Source organism: Amycolatopsis sp. NPDC051758, assembly GCF_044453095.1.
Classification (GTDB): domain Bacteria; phylum Actinomycetota; class Actinomycetes; order Mycobacteriales; family Pseudonocardiaceae; genus Amycolatopsis.
The window spans coordinates 1-14,824 of the sequence record NZ_JBITCJ010000019.1; the positions used below are offsets into that span (position 1 = coordinate 1).

11 protein-coding genes are annotated in these 14,824 nt (G+C 69.4%); 5 read left to right on the forward strand and 6 right to left on the reverse strand.

What is annotated here, in order from left to right:
• Positions 1-432: SLC13 family permease (locus ACIA5G_RS49420; RefSeq protein ID WP_395936718.1), on the forward strand; the 432-nt coding region annotated here is incomplete at its 5' end.
• Positions 433-462: 30 nt separating this feature from the next.
• Here ACIA5G_RS49420 and ACIA5G_RS49425 read toward each other — a convergent pair.
• Complete coding sequence (locus tag ACIA5G_RS49425; protein WP_395936720.1) at positions 463-1,914, reverse strand: SulP family inorganic anion transporter; 1,452 nt, start codon at positions 1,912-1,914, stop codon at positions 463-465.
• A 332-nt stretch (positions 1,915-2,246) separates the two neighbouring features.
• Entirely contained in the window at positions 2,247-2,639 is a 393-nt protein-coding gene (locus ACIA5G_RS49430) for a MerR family transcriptional regulator (RefSeq protein ID WP_395936930.1), read from the reverse strand.
• A gap of 378 nt (positions 2,640-3,017) precedes the next feature.
• Between ACIA5G_RS49430 and ACIA5G_RS49435 the strand changes: the two genes are divergently transcribed.
• Positions 3,018-5,069 (forward strand): acyltransferase family protein, encoded by a 2,052-nt coding sequence (locus tag ACIA5G_RS49435; protein WP_395936722.1) that lies wholly within the window; start codon positions 3,018-3,020, stop codon positions 5,067-5,069.
• Positions 5,070-5,129: 60 nt separating this feature from the next.
• Here the strand turns inward: ACIA5G_RS49435 and ACIA5G_RS49440 are convergent, their stop codons facing one another.
• Entirely contained in the window at positions 5,130-5,639 is a 510-nt protein-coding gene (locus ACIA5G_RS49440) for an HPF/RaiA family ribosome-associated protein (protein ID WP_395936724.1), read from the reverse strand.
• A 731-nt stretch (positions 5,640-6,370) separates the two neighbouring features.
• On the opposite strand from ACIA5G_RS49440, the gene ACIA5G_RS49445 reads away from it, so the two are divergent.
• Together ACIA5G_RS49445 and ACIA5G_RS49450 are read left to right on the forward strand one after the other, a co-directional pair.
• Positions 6,371-7,015, forward strand: a complete 645-nt coding sequence (locus ACIA5G_RS49445) for a DUF4232 domain-containing protein (protein ID WP_395936726.1) — start codon at positions 6,371-6,373, stop codon at positions 7,013-7,015.
• Positions 7,016-7,094: 79 nt separating this feature from the next.
• On the forward strand, positions 7,095-8,456 hold the full coding sequence (locus ACIA5G_RS49450) for a DUF2254 domain-containing protein (RefSeq protein ID WP_395936728.1): 1,362 nt from the start codon (positions 7,095-7,097) through the stop codon (positions 8,454-8,456).
• 244 nt (positions 8,457-8,700) lie between these two features.
• On the opposite strand, the gene ACIA5G_RS49455 is transcribed toward ACIA5G_RS49450, so the two are convergent.
• The 3 genes from ACIA5G_RS49455 to ACIA5G_RS49465 form a co-directional block, all read right to left on the reverse strand.
• Positions 8,701-8,838, reverse strand: coding sequence for a hypothetical protein (locus ACIA5G_RS49455; protein WP_395936730.1), 138 nt, complete (start codon positions 8,836-8,838; stop codon positions 8,701-8,703).
• Positions 8,839-8,914: 76 nt separating this feature from the next.
• Complete coding sequence (locus tag ACIA5G_RS49460; protein ID WP_395936732.1) at positions 8,915-9,496, reverse strand: lipopolysaccharide assembly LapA domain-containing protein; 582 nt, start codon at positions 9,494-9,496, stop codon at positions 8,915-8,917.
• Positions 9,497-10,094: 598 nt separating this feature from the next.
• Positions 10,095-10,454: a YciI family protein gene (locus ACIA5G_RS49465; protein ID WP_395936734.1), complete on the reverse strand. Its 360-nt coding sequence runs from the start codon at positions 10,452-10,454 to the stop codon at positions 10,095-10,097.
• 442 nt (positions 10,455-10,896) lie between these two features.
• Between ACIA5G_RS49465 and ACIA5G_RS49470 the strand changes: the two genes are divergently transcribed.
• Entirely contained in the window at positions 10,897-14,811 is a 3,915-nt protein-coding gene (locus ACIA5G_RS49470) for a glycoside hydrolase family 2 TIM barrel-domain containing protein (RefSeq protein WP_395936736.1), read from the forward strand.
• Positions 14,812-14,824 lie beyond the last annotated feature (13 nt).

Below are 14,824 nucleotides of genomic sequence, written 5' to 3' on the forward strand. Positions count from 1 at the left end.
TTCATCATGATCGGCGCCCTGGTCAAAACCGGCGTCGTCGGCAACCTCGCGAAACTCGCCGCCGACGCCACCGGCGGCAACACCCTGTTCGCCGTCCTGCTCATCCTCGGCGTCTCGGCGCTGCTGTCGGGCCTGATCGACAACATCCCCTACGTCGCGACGATGAGCCCGCTGGTACTCGCCCTGACCAACGACATCGCCGACCCCACACACTCCGAAGCACTGTGGTGGTCACTGGCCCTCGGCGCGGACTTCGGCGGGAACATGACCGCCGTCGGCGCCAGCGCCAACGTCGTCATGCTCGGCATCGCCGCACGCTCCGGATTCCCGATCTCCTTCTGGGAATTCACCAAGAAAGGCGCCGTCATCACCGTCATCACCATCATCGTCGCGGCACCGTACCTGTGGCTGCGCTACTTCGTCTTCGCCTGAGCGGAACGTGGCCCGCCGCGAAACAGCGAGTCAGTGGCTGCCGGAAAGTTCGCCGCTGAGCTTGCCGTGCATGGTCGCGCTGGGCTCGTTCAGGCCGACGATCTCCACGGTCTTGCCACGGGCGGCGTACTTGGTGGTGATCGCGTCGAGGGCCGCGACCGTGGAAGCGTCCCAGATGTGCGCGGCGGTCAGGTCGATCACGACCTTGCCCGGGTCGCTTGCGTAGTCGAACTGCGTGACCAGGTCGTTGCTGGAGGCGAAGAACAACTGCCCGGTGACGGCGTAGACGACCTGGCCGCCCTCGGGATCGGTCACCGCGGTCACCTCGGCCAGGTGCGCGACCCGGCGGGCGAAGATCACCATCGCGGTGATCGTCCCGACGACGACGCCGATGGCGAGGTTGTCGGTGGCGACGACGACCGCGACCGTGACGACCATGACCGTGATCTCACCGGCGGGCATCCGCTTGAGCGTGGCCGGAGCGACCGAGTGCCAGTCGAAGGTGCCGAACGCGACCAGGACCATCACGGCGACCAGCGCCGCCATCGGGATCTTCGACACGACCGGCCCGAACACCAGGCACAGGATCATCAGGAAGACGCCGGCGAGGAACGTGGACAGGCGGGTGCGGGCGCCGGCGGTCTTGACGTTGATCATCGTCTGGCCGATCATCGCGCAGCCGCCCATGCCGCCGAAGAAGCCGGTCACGACGTTGGCGATCCCCTGGCCGATCGATTCGCGGGTCTTGTTCGAGTGGGTGTCGGTGATGTCGTCGACCAGCTTCGCCGTCATCAGTGACTCCATCAACCCGACCAGGGCGAACGCCAACGCGTAGGGCGCGATCGTGGTCAACGTCGCCATCGTGAACGGCACGTCGGGCAGGCCGGGGATCGGCAGCGACGACGGCAACGCGCCCTTGTCGCCGACCGTCGGCACCGTGATGCCCGCGGCCACGGTCAGCGCGGTCAGCGCGACGATCGACACCAGCGGAGCCGGGATCGCCTTCGTGAGCTTGGGGAACACCAGCATCAGCACGAGCGCGCCGGCGAAGAGCGGGTAGACCGGCCAGGGCACGTCGATGAGGTTGGGCACCTGCGCGAGGAAGATCATGATCGCCAGCGCGTTGACGAATCCGACCATGACGCTGCGCGGGACGAACCGCATCAGCTTGGCCACGCCGACGGCACCGAGGGCGACCTGGATCAGCCCACCCAGGATGACGGTCGCGACCAGGTGTCCCAGCCCGTACTCCCTGGCCAACGGAGCGACGACGAGAGCGATGGCGCCGGTGGCCGCGGAGATCATCGCGGGCCGGCCTCCCACGATCGAGATGACGACCGCCATCGTGAACGAGGCGAACAAACCGACGCTGGGACTCACCCCGGCGATGATCGAGAACGAGATGGCCTCCGGGATCAGCGCCAGCGCCACCACCAGGCCGGCGAGCACTTCGGTCCGGGCCACCTTGGGCGACAGCCACACCGGACGGGTCCCGCTCAGGCGAGCCCGGGAAAGGGAATTCGACACGATCAACCAAACTGCTCGGGGACGCGCCTCGCGCGCACGGATCACTTGCCCGGCTGCCGGAGCCGCGGCGCACAGGGACGATGGACGCACCGGACGCGCGAACGCCGGGCCGGACCGGGAGCGGCGGCGACCCCGGTGAACGACCGTACGGAACTCACGCCGTTCTCAACTCTCACCTTACGTTAGGTGAGAGTTGCGGCTTCCCCGCCCCGGGCGCGGCGAGGTGAGGGCGGAATCACATCCGCAGCGGACGTCGTCCGGGCGCCGGTACGGGCTCGAACCGGAGGTCAGGACGCCGTACCCGCCGACTCGCCGGAGAAGTCGGCGAGCCGGGCCCGCAACACGGCCGCGAACTCGTCGGCGGTGTGCAGTTTCGCCCGCAGTTCGTCGCGGCTGCGCTCGGCCGCCTCGACGAACCCCGCCAACCGGGCCCGCGGGTCCGCGACCTCCGGATCGCCGGGTCCCGGATCGACGATGGCCAGCAGGTCGCGCATCTCCTCCAGCTGGAACCCGAGCGGTTTCATCCGCATGATCAGCCGCAGGCGGTCGATCTCCCGCTGCCGGTAGAGCCGGAAACCGCCCTGGCTCCGCGCACTGGGCACGACCAGGCCGACTTCCTCGTAGTACCGGATCGTGCGCAACGACAGCCCGGTGCGCTCGGCGACCTCGCCGATCTGCATCTGCCCGTCCACTCCGGTGCCCTTCCGCCGAGTTCGATCCACCGTAGTGTGCCGCGCACACCACCGGCCGTGCCCTCGGTCTCTTCGTCGCGATCGAACTCTCATGGCGAGCCGGCCCGTTGCGTTCGGTGGATTGATCAGGCATCTTTACGCGCGGAGCGCCGGGAAGTCTGGTCGGCACGCCCGTCGCCGCACGGCACGGGCCGCGTCGACATGGACAGGGGAACCCGTGGACTCCGGCTGACGCCCCGCCGTTCCGGCCGCCTGCCCGGCCGAACTCCGGAGAGCGATTCACAGCTTATCCACAGCAAGCTGTCTTTTCTCACAGGAACGTGTGATCGGATCCCCCGCACACCCCAGCACGACTCGAGGACGACCATGCCACCACGGCCCGCCGCCGACACCACCACCGACGCCGAAGCCGGCTCGGCCGCCGCATCGGCGCAGGTCCGCAAGTACCGGCCCGAACTGCAGGGGCTGCGGGCTCTGGCGGCCGCGCTGGTCGTCGTCTACCACGTTTGGCTGGGCCGGATCTCCGGCGGCGTCGACGTCTTCTTCCTCGTCTCCGGGTTCCTCATCACCGGGCAGCTGTTCCGCGCGGCGGGCCGGGGCCGGATCGGGTTCCGGCCGATGTGGGGCCGGATGATCAAACGGCTGTTCCCCGCGGCGCTGACCGTGCTGCTCGCCGTCGTCGGTCTGAGCATCCTGCTGCTGCCGCAGGACCGGTGGTTCCAGACGATCAAAGAAGTGTTCGCTTCCGCGCTCTACGTCGAGAACTGGCGGCTGGCCGCCGACTCGGTCGACTACTTCGCGCAGCACAACACCGCGAGCGTCGTCCAGCACTACTGGTCCCTGTCGATCCAGGGGCAGTTCTACGTCGTCTGGCCACTGCTGGTCGCCGTCGTGGCCTTCGCCGCCGTCCGGCTCCGGCGGTCCCTGCGCGCGACGTTGGCCGGGACGCTGGCCGCGCTGTTCGCCGTGTCCTTGGCGTACTCGATTCACCTGACGGCCGTGAACCAGCCGCTGGCGTACTTCCACTCGCTGACCCGGGTGTGGGAGTTCGCCCTGGGCGGCCTCCTCGCCCTCGGGATCGACGCGATCGTCCTGCCGCGGTGGTCGCGGGTCCTGGCGGGCTGGCTCGGCGTGGCCGGGCTGGTCGTCTGCGGAATCGTGCTCGACGTGGGCAGCGTCTTCCCGGGCTACGCCGCGCTCTGGCCGACCGTGGCCGCCGCGCTGGTCATCCTGGCCGGGGCGACCGGCAGCCGCGCCGGCGCCGACCGGATCCTGGCGTCACGGCCGTTCGAATACCTGGGCAACCTGAGCTACTCGCTGTACTTGTGGCACTGGCCGGTGCTGCTGTTCTACCTGGTCGCCCGCCACCGCGAGGAGGTCGGGCTGCCCGGCGGCGCGTTCGTCATCGCCGTCTCCGTCGGCCTCGCCGCGCTGACGTACCACCTCGTCGAAAATCCGGTCCGCGCTTCGGCTGTCGGCACTCGGAGCCGCTGGGGCGCTTACGGGTTCGGCGTCGCCGCGCTGCTGCCGGTGCTGCTGATCGCCGGCACCTGGCAGGTCGTCAGCACGAAGAAGGCCGACTTCACCATCGCGCTGGACGACGACCAGCACCCGGGCGCTCTCGCCCGCGCGCCGGAGCCGAAGCGGGCCGCACCCAGCGGCAACCTAGTGCCCCCGATGATCGCCGTCCCGAACGACTGGGGCGGCATCGCGGATGCCGACTGCGTGAAATCCCGCCGCAACGCCGAACTCGAAATGTGCACGAGCAAAACGACCGGCACCCCCGCGAAACGGATCGTCGCGGTCGGCGACTCGCACATCCAGCAGTACCTCGCCGCGCTGAAACCCCTGGCGCAGCAGCACAACTACCAGATCACGTTCATGCTCAAGGGCGCCTGCCCGTTCTCCACGACGGCCGACGCGATGCCCGGCGACCCCGGCTGCCTCGCCTGGAACGCCGCCGCCGAGCAGGAGATCGTCGCCATGCACCCCGACGCCGTCTTCACCCTGTCGACCCGCGACGTCCGCCCCGGCCTGACCGAGCAGACCCCGCAGGGCTTCATCGACCAGTGGAAGAACCTCGGCCAGGCCGGCATCCCCGTGGTGGCGGTGCGGGACAACCCCCGGTTCGGCTTCTCCCCGTCGGCGTGCGTCGAAGCCAAGGGGATCAAGTCCCCGGACTGCAGCCTGCCCCGGGCACAGCTGCTCGCACCGGCGCCGCCGTACGAAAAGGCCGCCGACGTCCCGTCGAACGTGTCGTTCCTCGACTTCAGCGACTACTTCTGCGGCCGCACCGTCTGCCGGCCGGTGGTCGGGAACGTCCTGGTGTACCTGGACGGCAACCACGTCACCGCGAGCTTCATGACAACCCTGGCGCCGATCGTGGACAAGGCGATGACCGCCGCACTCAACTGGTAGCGGACCCGGGCGGCAGCGGTTCGCCATGCGCAACTGCGTGCTGCGCACCGGGCTGCCGGTTCAGGCCGGCTCCTCCTCGTCGACCGGGATGGTGCGGATCGTCTGGCCACCCTTGTGGTGGTCGGAGCGGGCATACTTGCTGTCGAGCAGGTGCGCAAGCTTCCGGGCGGCGCCGCTGCAGGCTTCGTCCACCGAAGCCGCGTGGTGGGTGACGGCGACCGGCTGCTGCCCGGCGGACCGGGCCTCGATCACGCACCGTTTGTCGGCCTCGGTGGACCGGCCGGCGGTGTCGTCGCTGAGGTGGACCTCGAGGCGGGTGATCCGGTCGCTGAAGCGCGTCAAGGCGGCGCCGAGTTCACCTTCGACCCACTGGGTCAGCCGATCGCTGCCGTCGACGTTGTTGTCGGTGTTGATCTGAACCTGCATTCGTGTCCCCTTTTCTCCGGTGATGTCGGTGCCGCGGTCGAGCAGATCCGGTAGCCGCGGAGGGCCGCGTCGGCTGGCGGGCGAAACCACAGAATTCCACCGCGAGCCGTAATCCGGCATACGATTTTTTTCCGCGGCGGTCACCATGTTCCGTCCGGCGTTCGGACTTGTTCGAGGAGTGCCCCCGTAGCGGTGGCCCACACCAGTCACACCGGCCGACACCCGATCGTGACCGGCTTCGCGTGGCTGTTCGGTCACGGCCGGGTTGCCACCCGGCGGGGTGGGTATCCGGAAACAGAAGCAGCCGCCCGATGCCGAGCCTGGACCCCGCAACGGCGGACGTGAGCCACCTTCCCACGGAGTGGCGCGCACCCGAGTGACTGTCGACCCGTGATGCTGCGTCGACGCAGCTCATGTTCGCCCGCACGGAAGGAATCCCATGGCGGCAGCACGAGCGCGAATCGTCCGGAGGATGTTCCGGCCACGGCAACACTCCTGGCGTCGGCGGGATCAACCGTGTGTGCCCACGCCACCGGCGACCGTGGTCCCGCCGCGGTGACCGTGCTCCCTGACATCCCCCTCTCTGTGCGGCTCCGGAGAACGGGCGCTGAACAGCGCGGCCGGGCAACCGGTTCCGACTGATTCCGGCCGGGCAGCGACCACGGCCCGAGCACCGTCGTCCCGACGCCGGTTCGACCGTCGACAACCTCGAGTGGCGCGTTGCCCGCACCGGCAGCTGAGGTCCAGCCGCCCGGCGATCCCGCCGGCACACGAGTACCCGGCGCCGCGGCAGTGCAACGGATCCCGGGCCTCGCGCAAGCAGTCCGGGTTCGGAAGCCACTCGGAAACCACCACCCACCAAGGAAGTGAGTGCCATGAACCGCAGCCCGATTTCCTGCTCCTTCGCATTCGTCGCAGCCTCGGCGGGGACGCTCCTGGTGGCCGCCTGCGGAGGCGACACCCTGCCCGCAGCGGACGGGGCGACGCCGACACCTTCGTCGACGGCCCGCTCCTCGACGGTCACCGTCGCCTCGAACACGCCTGCCACCAGTGCACCCGCCCCAGCTGGTGCGACACCCACTGCGCCCGCCCCCACCGGGCTCTGCACGTCCGGCGACGTCAAGCTCGCGCTGAGCACAGGCGGCGCGGCGGCGGGTTCCGTCTACCGGATGCTGATGATCACGAACATCCGCGCCGAACCCTGCACCATCCAAGGTTTCCCCGGAGTGTCCTACGTCGCCGGTGACGACGGGCACCAGGTCGGCGGAGCCGCCTACCGCCAAGGAACCAAAGGAGACGTGGTCAGGCTGAACACGGGCCAGACCGCGGCCGCCGACATCCAGTTCGTGAACGTCCACAACTACGACGCGGCGGCTTGCCTACCGACTCCGGTGCGAGGCCTGCGGATCTACCTGCCGCAGGAAACAGCGTCGAACTTCGTGCCCATGGACGGCACCGGTTGCGCGAGCACGGACATCCCGGGCAACCAGCTCTCGGTGCGCGCCGTCTATCCCGTCTAGTCCCGGCATGCCGATCGATAAGGAGCCGGTGACACCCGGTACTCCTGCTCTTTCGTCATCGACGAACAACGGAGCAGGTATGACGAAGCCCAGCATCCGCAGCGCAACAGCGGTGATGCGCGACGCACTACGGACCCAGCTCTGGCCACTGCCGACGATCGGCATTTTCCTCGCTGTGGCACTGGGGGTGACGTTGCCACGCGTGGACGGCCACGTCGATCGGGAGTTACCGGCTTCGCTGGTGATCATCCTGTTCGGCGGCGGCGCGGACGCCGCGCGGGCCGTGCTGGTCGCGATCGCCGGCTCGTTGATCACCGTCACCTCGTTGACGTTCTCGTTGACGGTGGTGACATTGCAGCTGGCCAGTAGCCAGTTCTCGCCGCGGCTCTTGCGCACCTTCACCCGTGACCGGTTCGTGCACGTGACCCTTGCCCTGTTCCTCGCGACCTTCGCCTACGCCCTCACCGTCCTGCGGACGGTGCGCACCGCGGATGCCGGGCAGCAGGCGTTCGTTCCCCAGGCATCGGTGACCGTCGCGTTCCTGCTCACGCTCACCAGCGTCCTCTTCCTGGTGTTGTTCCTCGCGCATCTGGCGCGCAAGATCCGGGTCGAGACGATGCTGCGCGACGTCCACACCGACGCCACAGCCACAGCTCAGCGGGTCCTGACCGACCCCGCAAACGACCAAGCACCGGCGCCGGAACTTCCGGCCCCGCCGTCGACGGCGGTTGCGGTGTGCGCCGCGAACTCGGGCTTCCTCAGCAGAATCGATGAGGACGCGCTGCTCACGGCGGCCGTCGACGCCGACGCAGTTGTCCTGATCGACCGGCGGCCCGGCGGTTCGCTGGTCGCCGGGACACCGATCGGCCTGACCTGGCCACGGATCGCGGAGTCGTTCCTCCCGAAGGTGCGGACGCGTCTCGTCGCTCGGGTGACGTCGGCGGTGTCCACCCAGTTCGAGCGCACCTCCGCCCAGGACGCGGAATTCGGGCTGCGGCAGCTCACCGACGTCGCCGTCAAGGCGCTCTCGCCCGGGATCAACGACCCGACGACCGCCATCCATGCTCTGGGCCATTCCGCGGCCCTGTTGTGCTCGCTCGCCGGGCGCGCTCTCGAGGATCGGGTCCTGCTCGACCGGCAGGACCGGATCCGGGTCGTACTGCGCCGCCCGGATCTGGACGCTCTTCTGGACTTGGCGGTGTCACAGCCCCGCCGCTACGGCGCCGCGGACCCGGCCGTCCTGGCCAGGCTCATGACGTTGCTGCGCGAGATCGCTTGGACCGTGCACCGGCCTGATCACCGGCGCGCCGTCACCCGGCAGCTGAACCGGCTGCGTGCCACGATCGAAGCCCAGGACTTCGACGCCACGGAACTCGAGCAGCTGGCGCACCTCGCGGACGGGGTGCGCCACGCCCTCAGCGGCCGGTGGATCTCGTCGTGACGGCTTTGCCGGTTCGGACAGGGGCGGACGAAAGCCTGCGGCAGGCGGGCTCGCTCGTAAAGTCTCCACGACCCAGCCAAGCACCGGAAGCGACCAGGGTGCCGGCATTGGCCGGCCTCCTCACGACAGGGTCCAGGTCGCGAGCAAAGGCTGTCCCGGACAACTTCGTCCGGGTTGCCGTCGTTACTCCATCGAGTCCACGACGACTCCAGACGGTCGCCAGGGCTGCCGCTGTCCCCGGCTGTCAGCCGAGCTGCAGCAGCAACCGGTGCCCGTCCTGGCGCAGCAGGGCCCAACCGTCGGCCGCGGCTTCGATGTCCCCGTCACGGGTCAGGCACGCGGTCACCGCCGCCCCGAATTCGGCCGCGCCGACCCTCCGCACCGTGCACTCCAGCGGCAATAGCCGGGGGTACCGGCCGGGACGCCGGTGAATCGGTGTCACCACGGCCCAGCGCCGGTCACGGTCTGTCCCCGGGCTTCGCGACCTCGTGGTCCGTGCGGGTGCCCTTGTTCTGCCCGGCGTGATCCCGGCCGGCACCGGCGGACGTGGCACCCGCCGGCTTGACTCGCTCGGCCGGGTGTGGCGTGGCCGGCTTCGCGCCGACGGTGCCGACGCGGGGGCTGGGCACGCCTTCAGACGGGGCGGGCGTCACCGGACTCGCGGGGTGCGCGGGATCGGCGAGCTCCCGCAGCCGCTGAGCCGCGGCACTACGCCGGTCGCGGCGGCTGCGAGCACGCATCCCCAACAGCACCCCCGCCGCCATCAGGACCGCCCCGGCCGCGACCGCCAGCAGCAGGATCAGCCACAACGGCACCTGGAACTGCCAGCCCAGCCAGGACAGGCCCGCGGACTGGCCGTTCTGGACGATCAGCAGCGCCACCGACACCGCCAGCAGCGCACCGACCGCGACGCCGAGACGATACGACCGGGTCGGGCTGGCCGAGAGAACAGTCCGCACCAACGGCGACAAGTCCTGCGCCGGCGGCCCGGACGAGCCGGAGGGTGCGGTGGGTGGGGGATCGTGAGACGAACGCGACATCGCGGTCTCCTTCCGGGAACAGCGCTGTGTCCCGGGTTGCGGGTGCCCACCGGACGCCCCGACGGGCATACCCGACCACCATCGTACGTCTCGGACATCCCGGACACGACCGCCGCGGACGCAACGCGATCGCCGGCTCAGGATCAGCCACGCCAGGTGAAGCGACCCGCGGTGTCACCGGAAACGATCCCTCCGCGGTGTTCGGTCTGGTTCTGGCCGGGTTCTACTGCTGTTCGCGTGGCAGGCCGCCGCACCGGCGGGTGCGGTGGGAGTCGCCGTCCGACCCTCGGCGCTGTGGCCGAGCCTCGGGCCCTGCGGTCCGCGCGGCGGGGCCCGGCCAACGGTGTTGACTGTCCTCGCCTCGGAAGGCCGGGCAGACCGCACAGGACCGAGGTCCGCCTGTGGCACCTGGTCACTCTCCCGTTCGTCATGGCGGAACGGACGACGGCGCGCACGGCACTGGGCACCGCCGTCCGGTCCCCGTGTCCGTGCCGGGCAATGAGCCCGCTTCTCGTCCGCCACGGCACACGCCGGCCGGAACGCACCTTCGTTTCGGCCGTTCCCCCCTCACCTCGCGCCGATCTTGGGTGAGGTCCCGCTACGCCTCGAACCCGGCAAGCGGGCGAACCTCGATCGGCACCGTGATCGCAGCAGTAACCCGGGCGGCCCAAGCCACCGCGGCATCGAGGTCCTCGACCTCGATCAGGTAGAAGCCGCCGAGGTGTTCCCGGCCTTCCGCGAACGGCCCGTCGGTGCTCAGCAGCTCGTCGCCGGATTTCCGCACCACTCGCGCGGCACCCGGTTCACTCAGCCGGGCACTGAAGAGCCACGCCCCGGTTGCTTTCAGATCCTTCTCCACCTCGCCGAGCAGGTGATGCGATCGACGCATCTGCTCCTCCGTGAGCTCTTCACGGACTTCACCTTCGACGCTGTGCACGGACAACAAGAACTGGGCCATGACTCCGCTCCTCCCGGCGGACGAATGCCACCGCTCACCCTCATACGAACGAGTGTTGCCCGAATCGACAGATCCCGACCACCATCAGGACAGGCGGCGATCCCCGGTCCGACCGAAAGGCTGACCGGTTACCTTGGCGGGAAGGTGCGGGCGAACGCGGCGCCCCGGCCGAGCCGGCAGCGCAGATCCTTCGCCTTCGTCTGCGGGTAACGGACCCTCAGCGCGTCACCGGACACCCCGACGGCCAGGTTCCCCGCCGAACATCTCTCTTCTCGGCCGGCCCGGCTCGTCATCACCGCAGGTCACCGATCCGGCCCACGAGGTTTCTCGTCAAGCTTCGAACAGGAATCAACATACTTCCGTTGGTTTCTGATCAACACTGTTGACTCCGCAGGGGGGAAAACGCAACGCTGTAGGTCGTCGAGGAACGGGGTGGTTCACGATGTCTCAGGTCTCGCCAGACCCGGCCGCACGCCGCGCAGGGGTCAGCCGTCGCAGGTTCCTGCAGGGAAGCGCCGCACTCCTGGGGACGCTCGCCCTGCCCGCCACGATGCCGTGCCCGGCCGCGGCGGCGACCACGCTCGACGGCCTGGCCGCTCCGCTGAACGGCTTCCCCGAGTGGAACAACAACATCGGGATCTTCGAAATCGGCACCGAGCCACCGCACGCCACGCTCATGCCCTACGCCGACCTGGGCCAGGCGCTGGCCGGCGACCGCACTCGTTCGCCCTACCGGTTCGACCTCGACGGCGAGTGGAAGTTCCAGCACGCCGACCGCCCTGACGCGCGCGATCCCGACTTCCACCGCGAAGACGTCGACGACAGCTCCTGGGCGAAGATGCCCGTGCCGTCGAACTGGCAGCTGCGCGGCTACGACTTCCCGATCTACGTCAACATCACCTACCCCTGGTGGGGCGCCAACGGGCAGAACGAGAACGCCCAGCCGCCCTTCGCGCCGACGCGGTTCAACCCGGTCGGCCAGTACCGGCGGACCTTTCGTGTCCCGGGCGGTTGGCGGGGCAGGCGCACGTTCCTGCACTTCGAGGGCGTCAAGTCGGCGTTCTACGTGTGGATCAACGGCACGCTGATCGGCTACCGCGAAGACTCGTACACCCCCAGCGAGTTCGACATCACCGAACATCTCCGGCCGGGCACCAACCGGATCGCCGTCGAGGTCTACCGCTTCTCCGACGGCGACTGGATGGAAGACCAGGACATGATCCGCCTCGCCGGCATCTTCCGGTCCGTCTACCTGTTCTCGACACCGGCGGTGCACCTGCGCGACTTCCGCCTCGACACGCGGCTGCGCGACGGCTACACCAACGCCGACCTCGCCGTCACCGCCCACGTCCGCGACTACGGCGGGACGGACAAGCGCACCTACACCGTCGAGACGCAGCTCTACGACGCGGACCGGCGGGCGGTCTGGCCGCGTCCGTTGAGTCAGCGGGTGAACCTCGGCTCGGCGGCCGCCGGGCAGGACGTCACCGTCAGCGCGGCCCAAGGCGTGCGCGCGCCGAAACTCTGGTCGGCGGAGCGACCCGACCTCTACACGGCCGTGCTCATGCTGCGAGACCCGGCCGGGAAGGTCGTCGAGACACTCTCGGCACGCGTCGGCTTCCGCGAATTCAAGCTCGCCGACGGGCTGATGCGGATCAACGGGCAGCCTGTTTCGCTGCGCGGCACCAACCGCCACGAGATGCACCCCGCCCACGGCGCCGCGCTCACCCGCGCCGACCTCGTCGAGGACATCGGCCTGATGAAGCGCCTCAACATCAACGCCACCCGCACGTCCCACTACCCCAACAACCCCACCTGGTACGAACTGGCCGACGAGTACGGCCTGTACGTCCTGGACGAAACCAACCTGGAGACCCACGGCGTCCGGGACAGCTGCCCGGCCTCGAACCCGGACTGGACCACCGCGGTCGTCGCCCGCGCCCAGCGGATGGTGCACCGCGACAAGAACCACCCGTCGGTCGTCATCTGGTCGCTCGGCAACGAAGCCGGCGCGGGCAGCAACTTCGTCGCCATGCGCGACTGGATCCGCTCCTACGACACGACCCGCGTGGTCCAGTACGAGGGCGACAACCGGCCCGAAGTCAGCGACATCCGCTCCCAGATGTACGAAACCCCCGCCCGGATCAAGGAACGCGCCCTCGACACGTCCGACACCCGGCCGTACATCATGATCGAGTACGCCCACGCGATGGGGAACTCGAACGGGAACCTCAAGGAGTACTGGGACATCATCCGCACGTACCCGATCCTGCAGGGCGGGTTCATCTGGGACTTCGTGGACCAGGGGCTGCACTGGCCCACCCCGCCGCGCAAGCTGCTCGCCGAGACCGGGCCCGAAGCCCTGTCCGCCGAGCTCGCGCCCGCCGCGAAGTTCGACCGCGCGCAAGGCGTCTCGGGTGGCGCGGTGTTCGCCTCCGCGGAAAGCCTCGAGCTGACCGGTTCGCTGACGCTGGAAGCCTGGGTCACGCCGGCCGCGGTCGGCGGGCACCAGCCGATCGTCGCCAAGGGCGACCACCAATACTCGCTCAAACTCTCCGAGAACAGCCTCGAGTTCTTCATCTACTCGGGAGGATGGATCGCGGCCACCGCTCCTCTGCCCGCGGACTGGACGGGGAGGGAACACCACGTGGCCGGCGTCTTCGACGACGCGGCGAACACGCTCACGCTCTACCTCGACGGCAAAGCCGTGGCCACCACCGGCACCGACCTCGCGCCGGAAAGCACCGCGGTCCAGCTCGCGCTCGGCACGGATGCCGAGAATCCCGGGCGCGTGTTCGGCGGGTTCATCCGCGCCGCCCACGTGTACGCGCGAGGGTTCAGCGCCGCGGAACTCGCGTCCGCTGCCCGCGACCCGCGTGACCCCGCCGTCCGGTTCTGGTTCGACGCGGCCAGCGCAACCTACACCGAGCAGCAACCCGCCGAGCGGACCTTCCTCGCCTACGGCGGCGACTGGGGCGACAACCCCAACGACGGGAACTTCTGCGCCAACGGCATCGTCACCGCCGAACGCCGGCCGGGCGGGAAGGCCACCGAGGTCAAGCACGTTTACCAGCCGATCAACGTCTCCGCGGGCCCCGACGTCGCCTCGGGCCGGGTGACGATCACGAACGAGAACCTCTTCACCAACGTCAACGCCTACGACGGCAGCTGGGAGCTCATGGCCGACGGCACGGTCGTGCAGCGCGGGCAGCTCACCCGCGCGCAGCTCGACGTGCCACCCCGGTCGAGCCGGGCGATCACCGTGCCGTTCCGCCGGCCGGCCCGCCTCGAGCCGGGAGCCGAGTACTTCCTCCGTCTGTCCTTCACCACCCGGACGCGCACGGCCTGGGCCGACCGCGGCTACGAGGTGGCCGAACAGCAGGTGCCGGTCGACTTCGGCAGCCCCGCGGTGCTGCCGGTGCCGCTCGCGCAGGTGCCGGCTGTCGTCGTCGAGGACACCGACAAGACCGTCACGGTCACCGGCGACGGGTTCACCGTGACCATCGCCAGGGACACCGGTCTCATCACCGCCTACGAGGCTCACGGGGTGCGGCTCGTGACGGCGGGGCCGGCCCCGAACTTCTGGCGTGCCCCCACCGACAACGACATCGGCAACGGACAGCCGAGCCGCAACGCGACCTGGCGGCGCGCGGGCACCAACCGCCGAGTCACCGGCGTCACCGTGCGAACCCTCGCCGGCAAGGCCGCCGTGGTTACCGTCAGCGGCACCTTGCCGACATCAGTCGCCTCGGCGTACACCACCACCTACACGATCTTCGGCAACGCCGAGATCAAAGTGGACAACACGCTGCACCCCGGATCGCCGGCCTTGCCCTACATTCCCGAAATCGGAACGATCCTGCTGCTGCCCAGCGAGTTCGACACCCTCGACTACTACGGCCGAGGACCCGAGGAGAACCACTGGGACCGCAACACCGGATCCGACGTGGGCCGGTACTCCTCGACGGTCGCCGGGCAGTGGACGGACTACATCCGTCCTCAGGAAAACGGCAACAAGACCGACGTGCGGTGGGTCGCGCTGACCAACCGGCGCGGCGTCGGCCTCCTCGCCAGCGGCGAGCCGCTACTGGAGGTCAACGCCTCACACTTCACACCGGAGGACCTGTCGGTCGGTGCTCGGCACGACTACCAGCTCACTCCCCGCCCAGACGTGGTGCTGCGCTTGAACCACAAGCAGATGGGCGTCGGCGGCGACAACAGCTGGGGCGCGCACACGCACGACGAATACAAGCTGTTCGCCGACCGCGACTACAGCTACACCTACCGGCTGCGCCCACTCCTCAAGCGGGACCAGGCAATGGTGCTCAGCCGTCGGCCCACGGCGACCTCGCCGTAGCGCGAGGCGGCCG